Below are 16,146 nucleotides of genomic sequence, written 5' to 3'. Positions count from 1 at the left end.
GGCGCTTCAACGCCGCCACAACCGAGCCCACCATCCGCCCCCGTGCTGCCTGCGGGGTTGCATCAGCTCTTCGACGCGCCCCGTCTCGACCCGCCGGCGTTCTTGCCACGCGACGACCTTCGAGCGCGCGATTTCGTGGATTTCCTCGACGACCTTGGTCCCGAGCCCGATGGCCCCGAACCGCGGACGCATGGCCTCGGCCGCAGCGCGCTCGTCGAAGAGCATGGATACTTCGGCAAGAAACCTCGGCGGGGCCTCGAACTCGTCGTTGCCGATCTCTTTTCGTGCGAGCTCGATGTACCGCTCGACCTCGGCGCTCGTCCCCAGGTCCTCGCGGAGTGGAATCTGGAGCTGCCCGATCAAGAGGCATTCTCCGTCGCTGTCCACGATCCGCCTGCCGTACACCCTGGGCCCGAGCGTCGCGAGCTTCTTCTCGGCGGCGTCGCGACGCGTGCCGAAATAGAGAATTACCCTCGATTCCAAACTCAGCCAGTGGCCGCCATGACCGCCGGCGATCTCGATTCCGCGCGCGACGGTGCGGACTTCGTCGATGCGCTCCACGGAGATCTCCGCGAGAGGCATCGAGAGGGTCCCGATCAATCGGTACTCCTTGTGTGCGTCGACGTGGCGGTGAAGGAAGCTGAGGACCTCGGCCCGCTCTTTTTCGGTGAGCGATCGAGAGAACGTGCAGCCCAGGCCATGAACCTCGATGACCTCGGCCGGCGCCCCGCGCGATGCGGGTGGCTCCCCTACGAACCAGTCCATGAACCCGGGGATGTTCTCGATGTCGGAAGGGGACGTAGCCATTGCGCCCTCATCGAATCGCGGATCGCCGAACGGCGTCGACGATGTCTTTCGCGGTCGACAGCGAATACCCGAGCTGTTCTCGAAGATACTTGATGGCATCGATGCTCCTCTTCTCTTCGAGAATCGCCAGCATGCCCTCCCGCACGGCCAGTGGCAATCGCTCCAGCGCTTCGCCACGTCGTCGCTCGGCTTGCTCCACCAACTGTCGTTCGAGCTCTCGCGCGTCTTCGGGCGACCCGTGGGCTCTGAGGTCGGTCACGACTGCGCACAGTCCTTCGTGATGAATGAGAGCGATTGCTGGAGCGGTGACTCCGGTCAGCGTGGCGTCGAAACCAAGACCGACGTCGAGCTGGATGTCATTCCATTCGTCATGTCGAACGTGAATCACTTGCAAGCCGGCAGAATACGCGGAATCACCAACGACATAGACGTCCCCGCCGACCGCCTCGATCAGCCGTTCGAGGTGCGAGGCATCTTCGGGATCGAAGGTCGCCCAGGCCGGCGTAATGCCGCACATCCGCAATGCTTCAGCCATCAGGTCGGGGCTCACGAGAGCCCTCTCGTCGAGAATTGCCTTTGCATCTGGCAGGAGGTCGCGTGCGCGGGCCAGCACCAGAAAATAATCGACCGTCCGAGGAAGGTGCTCGGCCATGGGGACGCTCATCGTAAATCCTGTCGGCCCGACTGTGCAATTCGCCCGCCGCAGGCCATCCTGGCCTTCGCACCTACACGCAACCACAACGTAAGGTTCACCCGGATCCCTCGTCGACGAGACCCCCGAGGAGATCGGACCTCGTCGGGTGCCTGGTCGACGAGGCCCCGGCGAGGTCCGATCAGGGCGGGGGTCTCGCCGACGAGGCAAGCGGCGGAGTCCGATCACGGCGGCGGGCTCGCCGGCGAAACGGTCGCCGCAGGCCGTGGGCGTGGCTCCTGCGGCATGTGGCTACGGCAGGATCTCGACGTACCCTTCCGTTCCATGCACGCGAATGCGTTGCCCATCCTTGATCAGCGTGGTCGCATGCTCCACGCCCACGACGGCCGGCAAGCCGTATTCACGGGCGATCACCGCGCCGTGGGTCATCCGTCCCCCCACTTCGGTCACCAGGCCCTTGATGGACACGAACAAGGGGGTCCAGCTAGGGTCCGTGAAGGAGGTGACGAGGATATCCCCCTCGGCCAGATCGGCATCGGCCATATCCAAGAGGACGCGGGCGCGTCCCTCGACGACACCAGAAGAAACCGGTAGACCGACGATGGCGCCAGCGGGGAGATCGGCGCGCTTGTACGCACCTGCGACGATTTCACCATCGGACGTGATCACCCGCGGTGGCGTCAGCTTCCGATAGAGCTCGTGCTCGTCCTTGCGCTGGCGGACGATCTGGTCATCCAGCTCGTTCGTGCGCACGACCTCGCGAAGCTCCTGGAACGTGAGATAGTAGATATCTGCTTTCTCACGGATCACGTTGGCCCGCACGAGCTGCTCGGCTTCTTTCAGCAAGGCCTGCTTGTAGACGAAGTAGCGGTTGACGATGTCGTACTTCGGGTATTCACGATAGCCGAGGACGTTCCGGAGCCGGCGGATCATCCGCTCCGCTTCTCCGGCCTTTTGGTCCCCCTCCGGCAATCGTTTCAATCGATCCAGTAACGCTTGTTCCTTCTTCGAGGCCTCCTGCCGCCCTTGCTCGAACTTCCGGCTGCCGGCCCCAGGCTCGAAGTTCTTGATGTTGCTGAGGATCAAGGGGACGAGTGTCGTGGGGCTTTCGCTCCAACGCGTTCTCGTCACATCGATTTCCCCGACGCAGCGCATGCCGTATTTGTCGAGGTAAGCGCAGATGGCTTCGTAGGCTTCCGGTCCACCCGTGAGCCGGGTCAAGCCCTCCAAGAAGCCATCATCCTTTGCCGTTTGCAAATGAGCAATCACCTCCGGACGAGGACGGATCACGTCCGCGACGTCCAAGAGCGCCAGCCCCATTTCCGAGGTGATGTTGTTCGGTACGGACTGAGAAAGCGTGTCGGCTGCGTTCTTCTCACCCAGCCATTCCATCATCTTCTCATTGATCCATGAGGAAGCATTCACCGCGGCCATGATCACGCCCAAGCTTCGCGGATCCGTGAAGCTCTTCGTGAGCTGCTGAACGTCTTCCAGGATGAAATCGAACAACTCCGTTCCGGATTTCGTTCGGATGTTCTGCTTCAGCGCTTCGAGCGACGTCTGGCTGCGCGCGATCAAATCAGCCACGATCGCCGCATCGTCTTCGATGGGCGCCTGGAAACCCGCAGGCGGCATACCTGGCTTGCCTCGACCGGGACCCGATGCTTGCGGATCAGCCGGCACCGATTCGATGAAATCCCCCCGCTCGATGACGGTCGTCAGAGCGTCCCTGATGAGCGGATCGGATCGGCCCAAGCCATTCAAGACGGCGTCTCTGCTGACCGGTGAAGCCAGCTCCTTCGTGAGATCGATGAACAACCTCCCACCCGCTTCATACATGGGGCGAGCAGCGGTCAACTGGAACAAGGACAGCCCCAAGGGCTTCATGGGGTCGGTCATCATTTGTTGATGGCCGACGGATACATAGACGTGCTGGCCTTGGTCAAAAGCCTCGGGGATGGGGAACAAGGTCGTGATCGGCCGGCTCTGGACGATGTAGAAATCATCCTCGACCAGGCACCATTCGATGTCCTGGGGGCGACCGAAATGCCCTTCGATCCGCCTGCCCAGACGCTCGAGCCGCCCGATCTGCTCATCCGTCAGCACGGGCCGGTTCTGCCGCTCGGGCTCGATCGCCAGCTCCTTCGTACCGCCCTCCTTCGAGGCCCAGGTCGAAAGCTTCTTGGTGGCGATCGCCTTCTCGATGACCTGGCCGCTTCGCACCTTGTAGCCATCGGCGTTCACCAGGCCGGAGACCAGGGCCTCCCCCAGGCCGAAGCCAGCCTCGATGAATGACACCTTCCGGTTCGAGGTGACGGGATCGGCCGTGAACAGGATTCCGGCCGCCTGCGGGACGATCAGCTTCTGCACCACCACCGCCATGTGGACCTTGCGGTGGTCGAAGCCGTGTCGAAGGCGGTAGGTCACCGCCCGCTCGGTGAAGAGCGATGCCCAGCACCGGCTGATGTGCTTCAGGATCGCCGGCTTCCCGATGACGTTCAGATACGTATCCTGCTGGCCTGCAAAGGAAGCCGCCGGCAGATCCTCCGCCGTCGCGCTGGACCGTACGGCATAGGCCCCTTCCTCGCCAAGCCTCGAGAGATAGCGGGTGATCACATCCTGCAAGTCATCAGGGATGGCGATCTCTTCGATGATGCTGCGGATCTCCGCGCTGAGCTCCCGGATTCCGTCGCGGTCTTCCGCCTTCAGACGCGACAACCGATCGAGCCATTCGCCAAGCGACGGCGCTTCTCCCAGGATCCGCTTGAAGGCTTCGGTCGAAACACAGAAGCCATCCGGCACGCGGATGCCTTCCAACCTGGAAAGCTCCCCCAGGCTGGCGCCTTTCCCCCCGACATCCATGATCCGCGTCCGGTCGACCTCTTGGAAACCAAGTACGGAAGCACGCATCGGCTCACCTCCCTCCTCGAAGGGCGCCACTATAACGCGGATCTCCGCGACGTTCAAATTGGCGTCAGGACCGGATTTGCGGCCATCGTCGACACCCGCTCCGAAAAAGCGGTTACGACGGGTGAGGGGCGCTGGAACCCGAGGCGGGAGCGGGAGCGGTAATGGAGTGCCGGTGCATGGGGTGCAGCGGATGGCGGGGCATGAGAACCTGGCGACGACGCAGGACGCGCGCGAGCTCGAGCGCGCGCCGTATTATACCTTCGCGACGATCTGCCAGTTCGAACCGTCGGACTCGACCGTATAGCTGAGGTTCGCCCCCGCCAAGGAAACCGTCGTATTCCCGTCAATCGTTCCGGCGGCTGTGCCGATCGTCGTCGTTCCCGTCTGCGCCGACGTGTTCTTGACCATGATCCGCTTCCCCCCGCCACTGAACAGCGTGGGATCGGGCAGCGTAACCGTCACTGCGCCATTCGCCGTGACGAAGACATCGTCATCGCTCGCGGCGAGCGCGGTCGTTCCGGTGGATGACACCGTTCGGCGCATCCCGAGAAGCGCAGCCGCGGCGCCGAGTGCATAAGGAGTGGTCACCGCCGGCGAGTAGTGGTTCGGTCCGATGGCGACAGCGCCAGCGGGCACTGTCGAGGCGACGTTGATGCCTACGGTGAGATTCGATCCCGCACGAGCGTTGAACGTGTTTCCGGCGACGTGGACCTTTCCGGTATTCGCTCCTGCGATGTTCACGAACTTGCCGCCGGCGACCACGGCGGTGCAGTCGTCGACCAGATTTCCGGTGACAAACGTCGTTCCGGCGACATTGTTGAGCGAAACGGCAGCCCCCGTGCCCGCATGCCATCCGCTCTGGATGTTGGTGAACACATTGCCCACGATGTTGATGCACGCGTGATCGTTGACGGCCCCGTAGATGTCGATGGCCCCCACACCCGCCGAATCCGTTATGAAATCATGGAGGATGTTGTTGGCGATGATCGCTCGAGCCGAGGAGTCGACCCCGATCATCCCAGCCCCGACGGATCCGGGCGCCACGAACGTGCAGTCGTTTCCAATGATCACCGCGGATAGGGCTCCGACCAGAATTGCGCTTCCTGCGAAGGAATCAATCTTGTTGTTGGAGATGTTGCACCCTTCGCACGCCGTCCCGTCTGAATTCAGATTGATGGCGTTGCTATTCGTCCTCGTCACGACGCACTCGAAGACGTGCCAATTTTTACAGTCGTGATGCGCATAGATCGACTCGTGCCGATGTCGAGTCGTCTTCACACGATACACCTTGCAATCGGACGATGCATCGAAGAAGATGCCCTTCCTCCTGGCTGGCGTCGTGACGGCGACCACGACCTCGGGGATGGAGCCATCGACTGTCAGATCGCGGACCTGGCAGTTTCTGCACGTGACGAAGGAGAGCTGCCCCCCATAACCCGCGCTCGGATTCACCGTCGACGGACGAATGTCTTTGATGATCGTTCGATCCATGCCGGCGCCCTCGATGGTGACACCAGCGGCCGAGGTCACACCGAGATTTTCGGAGACGATGTACATCTTGGCGTGGAACGTCACCCTTGCATTTCCATTGCCATCGGCGGTAGCGGCCGTCATCGCTGCCTGGATGGCCGTCGTGTCGTCCGTGCCGTAGGTCGCCGTGAGACCGGAGGCTGTGGTCGTGGCTGTTACGCCCATCGTGACTTGCGTCGCGCTCACGTACGTGATCGTCGTCTGCGTCTGGACGTCACGGTAAATCGTCAAACCGGAGATGATACCGGGGGAAGTGGGCGCGTACCTCACCGTGAGCTGGGTATCGCTGATGACGTTCGTTACGGTGTACAGGACACCGTTGATCATGACGGCTTCGTAATACGGCGCCGAGAAATCGGTCAGGAACTGAGTACCCGTACCGTTGACGATCGTACTTCCGTTCTGCAGGGCGACGGTCCCGGTCGCCGGATTCGACGGCATGTTGATCAGGAGAGGCTTGCCCGTATCGGCCGCGGTAAACGCCGCGGTCGCCGAGGTCAAGATCGCGGAGCCCGCGGTCGTCGCGCCGTCGGTGATCGTCTTCCCATCGCCGACGGCGCCGAAGCGGTGGACGTTGTAGTCGGGAAACGAGCGCTGGAAGTTGAGCGCCGTGGTCCCGAGCGTAATCGGACTGGCCGTCTGAAGGTACCAATCCGTATTCTTGAAGAGGGTCCCTTCCGAGACGTACACGTGGGTGCCCGGCACACAGTCGGCGGACGTCGCCATATCCTGCGCGCGTCGCCAGCTCTCGTTATCGACGATGAAGATTCCGTTCCCGGCCGCGAGGGTTTGGCCGGTACACAGGACTCGATCGCCGACAGCCAAGGAAACGCCGTCGAGCGTCTGTACCCCATACTGGGCATTGTTCTGCGTTGCCACCGCGCGGACGATGGAGGAACCAAGCGTAGATTTCCAAGAAGTCATACCTGAATATGTCCGCGATACACATCATCGTCAACGAGTTTTTGGACTTCGGTCCACATTGAGCACGGCATCGCGGCGGGACCTCGCAGGCCTCTCCGCGTAATGCTCGACGCGGCCTCCCGAGGCCCATGGCGCGAGGCGCTCGAGCCCGCCCTCGAGCGCGGAATGGGCAGCGAGAGGTGGCTGTTCGGGCGCTCTGGGCTTTCTCGCTCGGATTTCGTGGAGGCAGAGCAGCGAAGCGGGCTGCGCAGGGGACGGGATTGCCCGCAGGCACGTCCAGGCGACGACAGTCGCGGCAATGCGCGGAGGGGCGGCGCGAATGGCGGCGAGCGAATCGTGTAGGTGGGGAATCTGGAAGTGGCCGGAGTCGATGCGCGAGCCGGCTGGGCGACTCTTCCTCACTCCCCGCGCTCGCCTCGGCGAGCCGTGAGAGCAAAATGTTTCAATCGAGGCGCAAGTCCCGGCTACGCGCCTCCACCGTCGTAAGAATAAGGAAGAGGAGAGGTGATCTTTCGGCGTGGCACAGCCATCCCCCACAGCCTGCCGAGAATCACAAGCCAAAGCGCCCAAGGATGGCCGACCCCGCGTTCACCGTTCGATCCCTCGACACCTCCCCGCTCGGCCGGCTACCCTCGCAAGCCATGCGCCTCGTCAAGGACCTCTCGCTCTCCCTTGCCGCGACGACCCCCGTCTTCCCCGGGGATCCCCCCCCGGAACTGCGTCCCCTCGCGCGCATTCGTGACGGCGACCCGCTCGACGTCTCCAGCCTCCACCTTCACGCCCATGTCGGCACCCACCTCGACGCGCCCTCCCATTTCCTCCTCGGCGCCCCGGATCTCTCCGCCTTTCCGCCCGACACCTTCGTCGGCCCCGCCTTCGTCGTGGATCTCGCGCGCCTCCCCAAGGACCGCATCGAGGCCTCGGACCTCGGCGACCTCACCCGCATCCCGCGCCGGAGCCGCCTCCTCCTCCGCACGCGCAACAGCGCCTGCTGGCATGCTCCTCCCCCCGCGGTCGACCTCGCCTTTCTGGATCCGCAGGCGATCGACGCGCTGCTCGCGCGCCGCCCCGTCCTCGTCGGATTCGATGCCTACAGCCTCGACCCTCTCGATTCCACGACCTTCCCCGCCCACACCCGCCTTGCGTCCGCGGGGCTGCCCGCGCTCGTCGCGCTCGATCTCGATGGCGTCACGGCGGGCAGCTACACGCTCGTTTGCCCGCCTCTGCCGGTCGCGCTCGAGGCGAGCCCCGTGCGCGCGCTGCTCTTCTCGCTTTGATGCAATGGGCGTCCGGTCCCCGCCGAGCCCAGCGAACGGGCGGCGAGCTGTTCCTCAGCGCCGCGCCTTCGGAACGTCGATCTCCGTGACGACCTCGCCCGCGATATCGAGCACCGTTGGACGCCGCGCGCACTCCCAGGTCGTCACGTTCGCGAAGCAAGTGACGCCCTCCTCCTCGCGAAACACACCCCCATCCTCATGGATATGGCCGAAGATGTGGAGACGGGGCTTCACCTGACGAACACGTGCCATCAGATCCGCACAGCCATGCCGCACCTCGGACCACGAGCGATCACCGATTCCGAACGGGGGCGAGTGCGTGATCAGGACATCGATCCCCTCGGGAATGGCGGCCCATTTCTCCGCGAGCGCCTCGCCCCGCGGGAGATTGAACGCCCAGTCGTGGAACGCCGGCTGCCAGGGGCTGCCCCAGAAGGTGATGCCATCGATACAGACCCCGGAATCCTCCAGGTAAACGACACCCTTGCCGAGCAGCGCGCGTGCTTCGCGCGGATGGTGGACGAAGGCCCAGTCGTGGTTTCCCGCGACCACGACCTTGTACCGATGGGGCAGACTTCGGATCCACGCGGCGGCTTCGGCGAGCTCGTCGAGATCCCCGAACCGGCACAGGTCTCCCGCGTGAACGAACACGTCGCCTCGTGGGACCACGAGCTGCGTGTGATAGAGGTGCGTGTCTGCGACGGCAACGATCCGCATGGCTCCGAGGATAGCACGCCGCTGTCGGCGTGGAGCACGTCGCCGCGCGCGCTGCGTGAAACCTCGACTCAGCTCACGATGATGGCGCGACCATCCGCCGTGTAGATGACCGCCTTTGCCATTGCGAGCGCACCCGCCGTCGGCGCTTCGCCGTCCGGCGAAAGCTCTTCCGTGACTCTCTCCTTCTTCTTCGAGCGCACGAGCGGCCAGAAGATCTGCTCGCTCCACGGTTCGATCGACGCGCCCTTGGGCAAACCAAAGCCCTCCTGGCGGGCATGCGGGATCACGAGCGTCCCGTGCAACAGATCGAAGATGGCGAGTGATCCGCCATAGTTTTTCATGGCATTGCCGTATCGGCCCAGTCCGTGGTGGACGTGGTGGACGTCGGGCAGCGTGATGACGCGCTCGACCACCCACATGAAGGGGCGCAGGAAGCGATTGCGCTGGAGGTGCAGATCCCAGCGAAGATCGCAGTGCAGCGACACTGCGATCAGGGTATAGAAAGCCGTTCCCGCTAGATAGGCTCCAGGCTGGCCGAGCCAGACCATGAGCGGGCCTACCCAGGCGTGCGGCAGCAGCAGGTTGAAGATCCAGTTTTCCCGGTACGTGACGGCGGCGTGGAGCTGCTCCGAAACGTGGTGAGGCTTGTGGAGGCGCCAGAGCCACGGTACCTCGTGGCACTTTCGGTGCACCCAGTAAAACCCATAATCGACGAGCAGCAGGTAGAGCACCGCGAAGGGCCACGGGCCATAGCCAGCAAGCGCCCCCTTGGAGCCCGGCCAGAGCCTCCCGAGCGGCAGGAGCACGGCGACGTTGACCGCTACGCGGATCAGGAAACTGGCGCCAAGGGAGACGAGGCTCGTGCCGAGCTCCCGCATCGTGAGCACGCCGGGCCGCCGATGAAGGCCGTATCCGAATTCGATGGCGCCGAAGAGCACGATGATGCCGGTCGTGATCAGAATCGTATCGAACATGACTTATCCTCCTTTCGGGCGTATGACCGCGATCAGGCAACCGCAGACGCGGCCGTGGCGATCGAGCCGCGGTCCAAAAACCTGTCGTGATGCAAATGCTTCGGCGGGATCCTGTGGCGCAGCACTTCGAGCGCGGAGTCGATCATCGCAGGCGGGCCGCAGAGGTACGCCGCGCAATCGGCGAGGCTCTTTTCTCGCTCGCGCAGGTAATCGGTGACGCGCCCCCGCCTCCCCCTCCAAGCCGAGTCTTCGGACTCCTGCGAAAGCACGGGGACGAACGCGAACGAGCCGTGCCATCGCTCCTGAATCGCGAGGATGGAATCGATCGCATAAAGATCCCGCCGGGTACGCGCCCCGACGACGAGCGTCACATCATGGGTGAACCCCTCCGCGAGCCCTTGCTCCAGGATCGCCTTGATGGGCGCGAGGCCCGTACCCGCCGCCACACACAAGAGCGGCCGCTCGGCCTCTCGATAGCAAAGGCCTCCGTGCGGCCCAGACAGACATAAACGATCGCCCGTCCGATCCGCGGCGAAGAGCCAGCCGGTGAAGGCTCCGCCCGGCACGTGCCTGATATGAAAAATGGCCCGGCGTTTCGAGCTCCGCCCGGTCGGCGCCTCGGCGAACGAATAGCAGCGCGGCTCGTCGAGGCCCATGACCCCGGGGACGGTGAGCTGCGCGTATTGGCCCGCTACGTAATCGATGTCCACGGCGAGACTCAGCTCGAGTTCGCAGACGTCCGGCGTGAGCATGGTCATCTGCGTGATGCTCGCGTCCATCTTCCTCGGCGCTTGCTTCCCCGCGTCATCGTCGCCCGCTCCCAGCACCTCCACCTCCACCTCGGCCGACTCGGCCACGCTCTGGCAAGCGAGAATGAAGCCGGACGAGAGCTCCTCGGGGGAAACGTGGAGCGAAATATCCTTTTTGAGGCGGACGTGTCCTCGCGTGAGGCGGCACTTGCAGGCTCCGCACTCGCCCACGTTGCACATCCGGGGAAACGGGATGTCCTCCCGCACGGCCGCGCCGAGGAGCGTCTCACCAGCCGCAATGGAAGCGACGCGATCGCTGCCAGCGATATGAAGGGCGCCTCCTCGTCCGCTCTGCTTGGGGGACGATTTGAGTCCGAACATGGTCATGTTTTTCATCCTCTGCGCGACACCATGCGTCGCCGCCCGAGGAGTTACCAATCGAGAATTGGTATGAGAACCATTGCCGGCGTGAATGCTCGAGGCCCGTCAGATGAGCCCGCATAGCTCGACGATCGTTTGCCGGAGCCATTGATGAGCCGGGTCGGCGTCCTGGTGGGCATGCCACATCATGAAGAACGGTATCGGGCCGACGGGCAGCGGGCAGCTCACCGCCCGCACGGGAAAGTGCTGCTCGCACAGGCGCGCCAGCGGCAGAGGCATCGTGCACACGAGGTTCGATCGCGACACGAGGAGCGGCATCGATAGAAAGTGGGGCACCTGCATCCGCACGTGCCGCGAGCGCCCAAGGACAGCCAGGGCCTGCTCGGATGGGTTCGTCTGGCCCTCCCGTGGCTCGAGGATCAGGTGCTCCAGCCCGAGGAACTCGTCAAGGGTCAGCGATTCTCCTACGACCGGATGATCCCGGCGCACGAGCGGCACCATCGTCAGGTCGAGGACGCGCTTGCGCCGGAACTCCTCGCCCGAGATGACGACGTAATCGAGGACGAGCTCGACCTTGCCGAGGCGCATTTCGTCATGCAGCGCGGCCCCCGGTTCACGCCGGATATCGAGACGGATACCTGCGCCGAGCTGTTCGAGCCGCTGCAAGAAGCGCGGCAGGAGGATGGCCTCTCCGATGTCTTGCAGGCCGAGCGTGAATGTACGGTTCGCCGTGCAATCGAAGGCATCGGCGTGCGCCAACGAGGCTTGGATCAGCTCGAGCGCCTTGCGGATCGGGCCGGCGAGCGAGAGAGCGCGGGGCGTTGGCGCCATTGCCTTGCCGTGGCGCACGAAAAGCTCGTCGTCGAACAGCAGCCGCAGCCGGGTCAAGGCGTTGCTCACGGCCGGCTGGGTCATGCCGAGGCGATCGGCCGCCCGTGTCACGCTGCGCTCGACGAGCAGGGCATCCAGGACCGTCAGGAGGTTTAGGTCGACGGCGCGCAGGCGAGGGACCGGCGGGGCGCTCATGCCGAGGAACGTAACGCAGCCCCGAGGCGCAACCGCGAAGCATCACCCCTTGGCAAACCGAGCGATCTCGTGTCGGAGCGCCCCCGAAAGCGAACACGGCGAGGATGCCGAGAATGACAAAGCCGCCATGCAGAGCGGAGCCCCGTCCGAGGACGCGTCCCTCCCCGCCCAGGCTTGACAAGCCCGCCCGATCGGATCTAGGCGCCGGCCCCTCAGCCCTTCGCCGGCTTCGAGGACTTCGCCGGCGCCTTGGCCGCAGACTTCGCCGGCGCCTTCGCCGCAGGCTTCGCGGGCTCTTCTTCCTCGTCGTCCTCTTCTTCGTCCTCGTCCTCTTCTTCGTCCTCGTCCTCGTCGTCCTCGTCGTCGCTCTCGTCCTCGGCGAGCCGCGCCGCGCGCGTCTCCTCGTCCTCACCGAACAGCGACGGCCCGCCTGCCGCGCCGTGCTCCGCGACGAACACGTCGGCGACCTCGAGCAGCGCCGCGATCTTCTCCTCGCGCACCGCCCCGTAGATCGAAAGCGCCATGGCCTTCCCCTCCACGCGCACCCACACCTCGCCCGACTCGCACAGAAGATCGCGCAGCGGGCGCGTCAGCCACTTGCCGATCGCCTTCGCGACCGCCGTCGATCCCTCGACGACGTAGCCCTCCATGAACTCCGGGTGCTTGCGGAACTGGATGCCCGTGTTCGGCGCGGGTTTGCCGTCCACGAACGGGAGCGGCCGCGCCGTGAACGTGGGGCCCGCCTCCTCCAGCGCCACGATCACCGTCTGGTGATCGCTGCTGCCCGCCAGGTCTCCCTGGACGAACCGCGCGTACGCCACCTTCGGCACGAGCTCGTAATCGCCGAGCAACTTCCCGCCGCCCGCGAGCTCCGCCACCGGCCCGAGCACGGGCGGGAGGTTCCCGACGCGCTTCGGACGCGCGTCCTTGCCCTTCTTCTTTTTCGCGCCCGCCGCCTTCGATCGGGCCTTGCCCTGCCCGGTCCGCCGCGCGCCGAGCGCGTCACGCCACGCTTCGATTGCCGAAAGTGCTCGCTTGTCGACCTGCCCCGTGAGCACGAAGATGAGCCCCGCGGCGATCGGCGCGACGATCCACAGCCACCACATGGCGGCGGAGCCTAGTCCGTCTTCGGGATTTTTCCCACAGGATCGAGGTGGACCGATCCGGGCCACGGGAGGTGAAACGAAGCGCCGTTTCCGTTACCGTAGACCCCAAAGCTCGATGCCGCAGTCCACGCTCTACTGGCTCACCCTCATCGCCCTCGGCCTCTGCGTGATGCTCTCGCTGCTCCGGCGACAAACCGTCGCGCGCCTCAAGACCGCGCAGCGGCAGCTCCTCGAAGAGCGCAAGGATCGCGAGCGCGCCACGAGCGAACTCATCCACCTGAAATCCCAGCGCGCCGCCGCCGAAAAGGAAGCCGAGGCCGCGAAGAAAGAGGCCGAGGCCGCGAAGAAGGAAGCCGAGGCCGCCGCCGACGCACAGCAGAAGCTCGAAGCGATCGAGGCCGAGGTCGCGCGGCTCGCAGAGGAGCGGGACGCGGCGCAGAAGGCACAGGAAGAAGCAAAACGCGCGCTCGAAGCGAAGGCCTTCGAAGGCGACGTCGCGCAGAAGACCATCGCCGAGCTCGCCCGCGTCGCCGAGGAAGGTCGCAGCGCAGCGGCCGCGAGCGAGCAGAAGATCAGCGAGCTCTCGAAGGCCGAGAGCGCCGCGCGCACCGAGGCCGCAGCCGCCGCGAAGAAGCTCACCGACGTGGAGCGGCAGAAGAAGGCCGCCGAGGAGGGGGCCGTCGCCGCGAAGAAGCAACTCTCGGAGATCGAGACGAAGCTACGCGAGCGTGAAGCGGCAGCGAAGGAAGCCCAGGAGAAGGCGACGGCCCTCGAAGCCGAGCTCGGAAAAGCCCGCGAAGAGGCGACGAAGACGCCCGCGGCGACCGCGGCGGCGAGCGGCGGCGGCGCTGGAGATTTCCTCGCGGCCCTCGACGGCGATCCCTATCTGAACCGCGGTCAGAAGGAGACGATCCGGATGACCTACAACCAGTTCACGGCGAAGAAGCGATCTTCGTGATCGACGTGATAAGGGTCTCCGCGTGACGAGCGTCCTCCCCAGCCTCCTCGGCGTCATCCACCTCCCGCCCCTTCCCGGCAGCCCTCGATCCGACGGCGATCTCGGCCCCGCCGAAGAGCGCGCCTTTCGCGAGGCGGAGCTGCTCGTGGCCACGGGCTACGACGGCATCGTCATCGAGAACTTCGGCGACGCGCCCTTCTTCCCCGGCCCCGTCCCGCCGATCACGATCGCGTGCATGACCGCCTGCGCGCGCGCCGCGCGGGAAGGCGCAAAGGGCCTCTTCCTCGGCGTGAACATCCTGCGCAACGACGCCGACGCCGCGCTCGCCGTGGCCGTCGCCGCGCACGCCGACATGATCCGCGTCAACGTGCACACCGGCGCGCGCGTCACCGATCAGGGCCTCGTGCAAGGCGCCGCGCACCACACGCTGCGCACGCGCCGCGCGCTCTCGGCCGATCGCGTCCGCATCTTCTGCGACGTCGACGTCAAGCACTCCGCGCCCCTCGCGCCGCGTCCCATCGAGGAAGAAGCGCACGACCTCGCCGAGCGCGGCCTCGCCGACGCCCTGCTCGTCACGGGCAGCGGCACCGGGCGCGCCGCCTCCGAGGCCGATCTCGACACGGTCTCGCGCGCCGTCTCCGTCCCCGTCTACGTCGCGAGCGGCGTCACGACGGAAAACCTCTCCGCGGTCCGGAGAGCCCACGGCATCATCGTCGGCTCCGCGCTCCGCGCAGGCGGTCGCGCCGGCGCGCCGATCGATCGCGACCTCGCCGCGCGCTTCGCCGAAGCTTTCCGCGCCTCGCGTCGATGACGATCCGGCCTCCGCGCCGCCCGTTCCTCGTCGCCGTCACGCTCCTCGCGCTCGCGCTGCGGCTCGTGTGGAACCTCGTCGTCCATCCGCCTGCCGAGCACATCTACTCCGACATGGCGGGCTACTTCGAGCGCTCGACGGCGCTGCTCGACGCCCCGCTCCGCAAGGACCCCTCCGCCGCCTTCTTCCCCTACGGCACGCACGTCCTCCTCGCCCTCGTCCGCGCCGTGTTTGGCCGGGAAAACCATGCGGCGCCGGCCGTCCTCTACGCGCTCCTCGGCGCCTCGCTCGTGCCGCTCGTCTCGCTCCTCGTGGAGCGGATCGGCCGCGGCCGGATCGCGCCGCGGATCGCCGCGCTCGTCGCTTGCTTCTATTATCCGTGGATCTCGCTCGGCGGATACTTCCTGAGCGAGCTGCCCTTCACGGTGTGCGTCACCGCCGCCGCGCTCTTTTCGCTCCGCCTCGTGGATACGGGGCGCGCGCGTGAGGCCTATCTCTTCGGCGCGGCCGTCGCGCTCGGGGCCACCTTCCGCCCGCAGATCCTGCTCTCGCTCCCGCTGCTTTCCCTCGTCTGGCTCGCGCGCCGCCGCGCCTTGCCGCGCGTCCGCCCGGCGCACCTCGCGCGCGCGCTCGTGCCCATCGTCCTCGTGCTCGCCGTGTCCGCCGCGCGTTTTCACCACCACATGGGCCGCGTCGGCCTGATCTCCGCGAACGGCCCCCTCAATTACGCGTTCGGCCGCTGCCACGCCGTCGACATCGAAGCGCGCACGCGCGGCTACTACGCCTCGTTCGGGCCGCCTCCGATGGGCTACCTCGCCTATCGCGACAAGAAATACCCGGGCGCGTTCGTCCGGCTCGATCCTGCGCTCGGCGTGAAGCTCACCGTCCAGGGCACGATGTGGAATGAGGGCCCGTTCCACGCGCTCGCGAGGAAGTGCGTCGCGACGACCGGCCTCGTCCGGCAAGCGCGATACGCCCTCGGCCACGTGGTGCTGCTCTGGGGTTACAATATCGTCTGGCCCGACTCGGGCACCGACGAGTATCGCCGCCTCATGCGGCGCGCGATCGATCTGCACAACGTGTTGCTCCTGCCGCCGATGCTCGTGGCCTTCGCCGCCTCCGTCCGCCGCCACCTCGCGCGACACGCGCTGCTCTCCGCGCACCTCGTCGCGCTCGTGCTCATGGCGATGATTTACTTTGGAGACGTACGGTATCGCGTACCCTACGACGGCATCGTGATCGCCCTCGCATTCGACGGGTACACGCGCTTGCTCGGGTGGGTCCGCAGCATCCTGCCGCGCAGCGTCCGGGTTTGACGATGGGG

General features: G+C 65.6%; 13 protein-coding genes. 4 read left to right on the top strand and 9 right to left on the bottom strand.

The features are described from left to right. Positions 1 to 6: 6 nt before the first annotated feature. From QHF83_RS22420 to QHF83_RS22405, 4 genes are all read right to left on the bottom strand, one after another. The gene (locus QHF83_RS22420) at positions 7 to 807 is read right to left on the bottom strand and encodes a hypothetical protein (protein ID WP_282419939.1); all 801 of its coding nucleotides are present in this window, start codon (positions 805 to 807) and stop codon (positions 7 to 9) included. Positions 808 to 814: 7 nt separating this feature from the next. Beyond that, positions 815 to 1,459 carry a hypothetical protein gene (locus tag QHF83_RS22415; protein ID WP_282419938.1) on the bottom strand — a complete coding sequence of 215 codons (645 nt, stop codon included), beginning with the start codon at positions 1,457 to 1,459 and terminating at the stop codon, positions 815 to 817. A gap of 291 nt (positions 1,460 to 1,750) precedes the next feature. Next, entirely contained in the window at positions 1,751 to 4,369 is a 2,619-nt protein-coding gene (gene rph / locus QHF83_RS22410; RefSeq protein ID WP_282419937.1) for a rifamycin-inactivating phosphotransferase, read from the bottom strand. 252 nt (positions 4,370 to 4,621) lie between these two features. Continuing rightward, on the bottom strand, positions 4,622 to 6,778 hold the full coding sequence (locus QHF83_RS22405; RefSeq protein WP_282419936.1) for a right-handed parallel beta-helix repeat-containing protein: 2,157 nt from the start codon (positions 6,776 to 6,778) through the stop codon (positions 4,622 to 4,624). A gap of 686 nt (positions 6,779 to 7,464) precedes the next feature. On the opposite strand from QHF83_RS22405, the gene QHF83_RS22400 reads away from it, so the two are divergent. Then, positions 7,465 to 8,100, top strand: a complete 636-nt coding sequence (locus QHF83_RS22400) for a cyclase family protein (RefSeq protein WP_282419935.1) — start codon at positions 7,465 to 7,467, stop codon at positions 8,098 to 8,100. A gap of 54 nt (positions 8,101 to 8,154) precedes the next feature. Here the strand turns inward: QHF83_RS22400 and QHF83_RS22395 are convergent, their stop codons facing one another. The 5 genes from QHF83_RS22395 to QHF83_RS22375 all read right to left on the bottom strand — a co-directional run bounded on the left by QHF83_RS22395 (position 8,155) and on the right by QHF83_RS22375 (position 13,053). Beyond that, positions 8,155 to 8,817: a metallophosphatase domain-containing protein gene (locus QHF83_RS22395; protein WP_282419934.1), complete on the bottom strand. Its 663-nt coding sequence runs from the start codon at positions 8,815 to 8,817 to the stop codon at positions 8,155 to 8,157. Between the two features lie 68 nt (positions 8,818 to 8,885). Continuing rightward, positions 8,886 to 9,791, bottom strand: a complete 906-nt coding sequence (locus QHF83_RS22390) for a sterol desaturase family protein (RefSeq protein ID WP_282419933.1) — start codon at positions 9,789 to 9,791, stop codon at positions 8,886 to 8,888. A gap of 32 nt (positions 9,792 to 9,823) precedes the next feature. After that, on the bottom strand, positions 9,824 to 10,927 hold the full coding sequence (locus QHF83_RS22385; protein ID WP_282419932.1) for a 2Fe-2S iron-sulfur cluster binding domain-containing protein: 1,104 nt from the start codon (positions 10,925 to 10,927) through the stop codon (positions 9,824 to 9,826). A 99-nt stretch (positions 10,928 to 11,026) separates the two neighbouring features. Then, positions 11,027 to 11,947, bottom strand: a complete 921-nt coding sequence (locus QHF83_RS22380; RefSeq protein WP_282419931.1) for a LysR family transcriptional regulator — start codon at positions 11,945 to 11,947, stop codon at positions 11,027 to 11,029. A gap of 212 nt (positions 11,948 to 12,159) precedes the next feature. Then, on the bottom strand, positions 12,160 to 13,053 hold the full coding sequence (locus QHF83_RS22375) for a hypothetical protein (RefSeq protein WP_282419930.1): 894 nt from the start codon (positions 13,051 to 13,053) through the stop codon (positions 12,160 to 12,162). Positions 13,054 to 13,168: 115 nt separating this feature from the next. Between QHF83_RS22375 and QHF83_RS22370 the strand changes: the two genes are divergently transcribed. The 3 genes from QHF83_RS22370 to QHF83_RS22360 are packed head-to-tail and all read left to right on the top strand — an operon-like array spanning position 13,169 to position 16,138. After that, on the top strand, positions 13,169 to 14,011 hold the full coding sequence (locus QHF83_RS22370; RefSeq protein ID WP_282419929.1) for a hypothetical protein: 843 nt from the start codon (positions 13,169 to 13,171) through the stop codon (positions 14,009 to 14,011). Positions 14,012 to 14,033: 22 nt separating this feature from the next. Next, on the top strand, positions 14,034 to 14,822 hold the full coding sequence (locus QHF83_RS22365; protein ID WP_282419928.1) for a BtpA/SgcQ family protein: 789 nt from the start codon (positions 14,034 to 14,036) through the stop codon (positions 14,820 to 14,822). Beyond that, positions 14,819 to 16,138 carry a hypothetical protein gene (locus QHF83_RS22360; protein WP_282419927.1) on the top strand — a complete coding sequence of 440 codons (1,320 nt, stop codon included), beginning with the start codon at positions 14,819 to 14,821 and terminating at the stop codon, positions 16,136 to 16,138. Before QHF83_RS22365 ends, QHF83_RS22360 begins: the two co-directional genes overlap by 4 nt. Positions 16,139 to 16,146: the final 8 nt, after the last annotated feature.

This window comes from Polyangium sp. 15x6 (assembly GCF_029960785.1).
Taxonomy (GTDB): Bacteria; Myxococcota_A; Polyangia; order Polyangiales; family Polyangiaceae; genus Polyangium.
This window is presented reverse-complemented; position numbering and strand designations above follow the sequence as displayed.

What these genes read in the sequence shown, in the direction of transcription:
- QHF83_RS22395 (WP_282419934.1), bottom strand. Translation starts at nt 8,817, where the DNA reads ATGCGGATCGTTGCCGTCGCAGACACGCACCTCTATCACACGCAGCTC.
- QHF83_RS22375 (WP_282419930.1), bottom strand. Translation starts at nt 13,053, where the DNA reads ATGTGGTGGCTGTGGATCGTCGCGCCGATCGCCGCGGGGCTCATCTTC.
- QHF83_RS22385 (WP_282419932.1), bottom strand. Translation starts at nt 10,927, where the DNA reads ATGACCATGTTCGGACTCAAATCGTCCCCCAAGCAGAGCGGACGAGGA.
- QHF83_RS22370 (WP_282419929.1), top strand. Translation starts at nt 13,169, where the DNA reads ATGCCGCAGTCCACGCTCTACTGGCTCACCCTCATCGCCCTCGGCCTC.
- QHF83_RS22360 (WP_282419927.1), top strand. Translation starts at nt 14,819, where the DNA reads ATGACGATCCGGCCTCCGCGCCGCCCGTTCCTCGTCGCCGTCACGCTC.
- QHF83_RS22415 (WP_282419938.1), bottom strand. Translation starts at nt 1,459, where the DNA reads ATGGCCGAGCACCTTCCTCGGACGGTCGATTATTTTCTGGTGCTGGCC.
- QHF83_RS22390 (WP_282419933.1), bottom strand. Translation starts at nt 9,791, where the DNA reads ATGTTCGATACGATTCTGATCACGACCGGCATCATCGTGCTCTTCGGC.
- QHF83_RS22380 (WP_282419931.1), bottom strand. Translation starts at nt 11,947, where the DNA reads ATGAGCGCCCCGCCGGTCCCTCGCCTGCGCGCCGTCGACCTAAACCTC.
- rph (WP_282419937.1), bottom strand. Translation starts at nt 4,369, where the DNA reads ATGCGTGCTTCCGTACTTGGTTTCCAAGAGGTCGACCGGACGCGGATC.
- QHF83_RS22420 (WP_282419939.1), bottom strand. Translation starts at nt 807, where the DNA reads ATGGCTACGTCCCCTTCCGACATCGAGAACATCCCCGGGTTCATGGAC.
- QHF83_RS22400 (WP_282419935.1), top strand. Translation starts at nt 7,465, where the DNA reads ATGCGCCTCGTCAAGGACCTCTCGCTCTCCCTTGCCGCGACGACCCCC.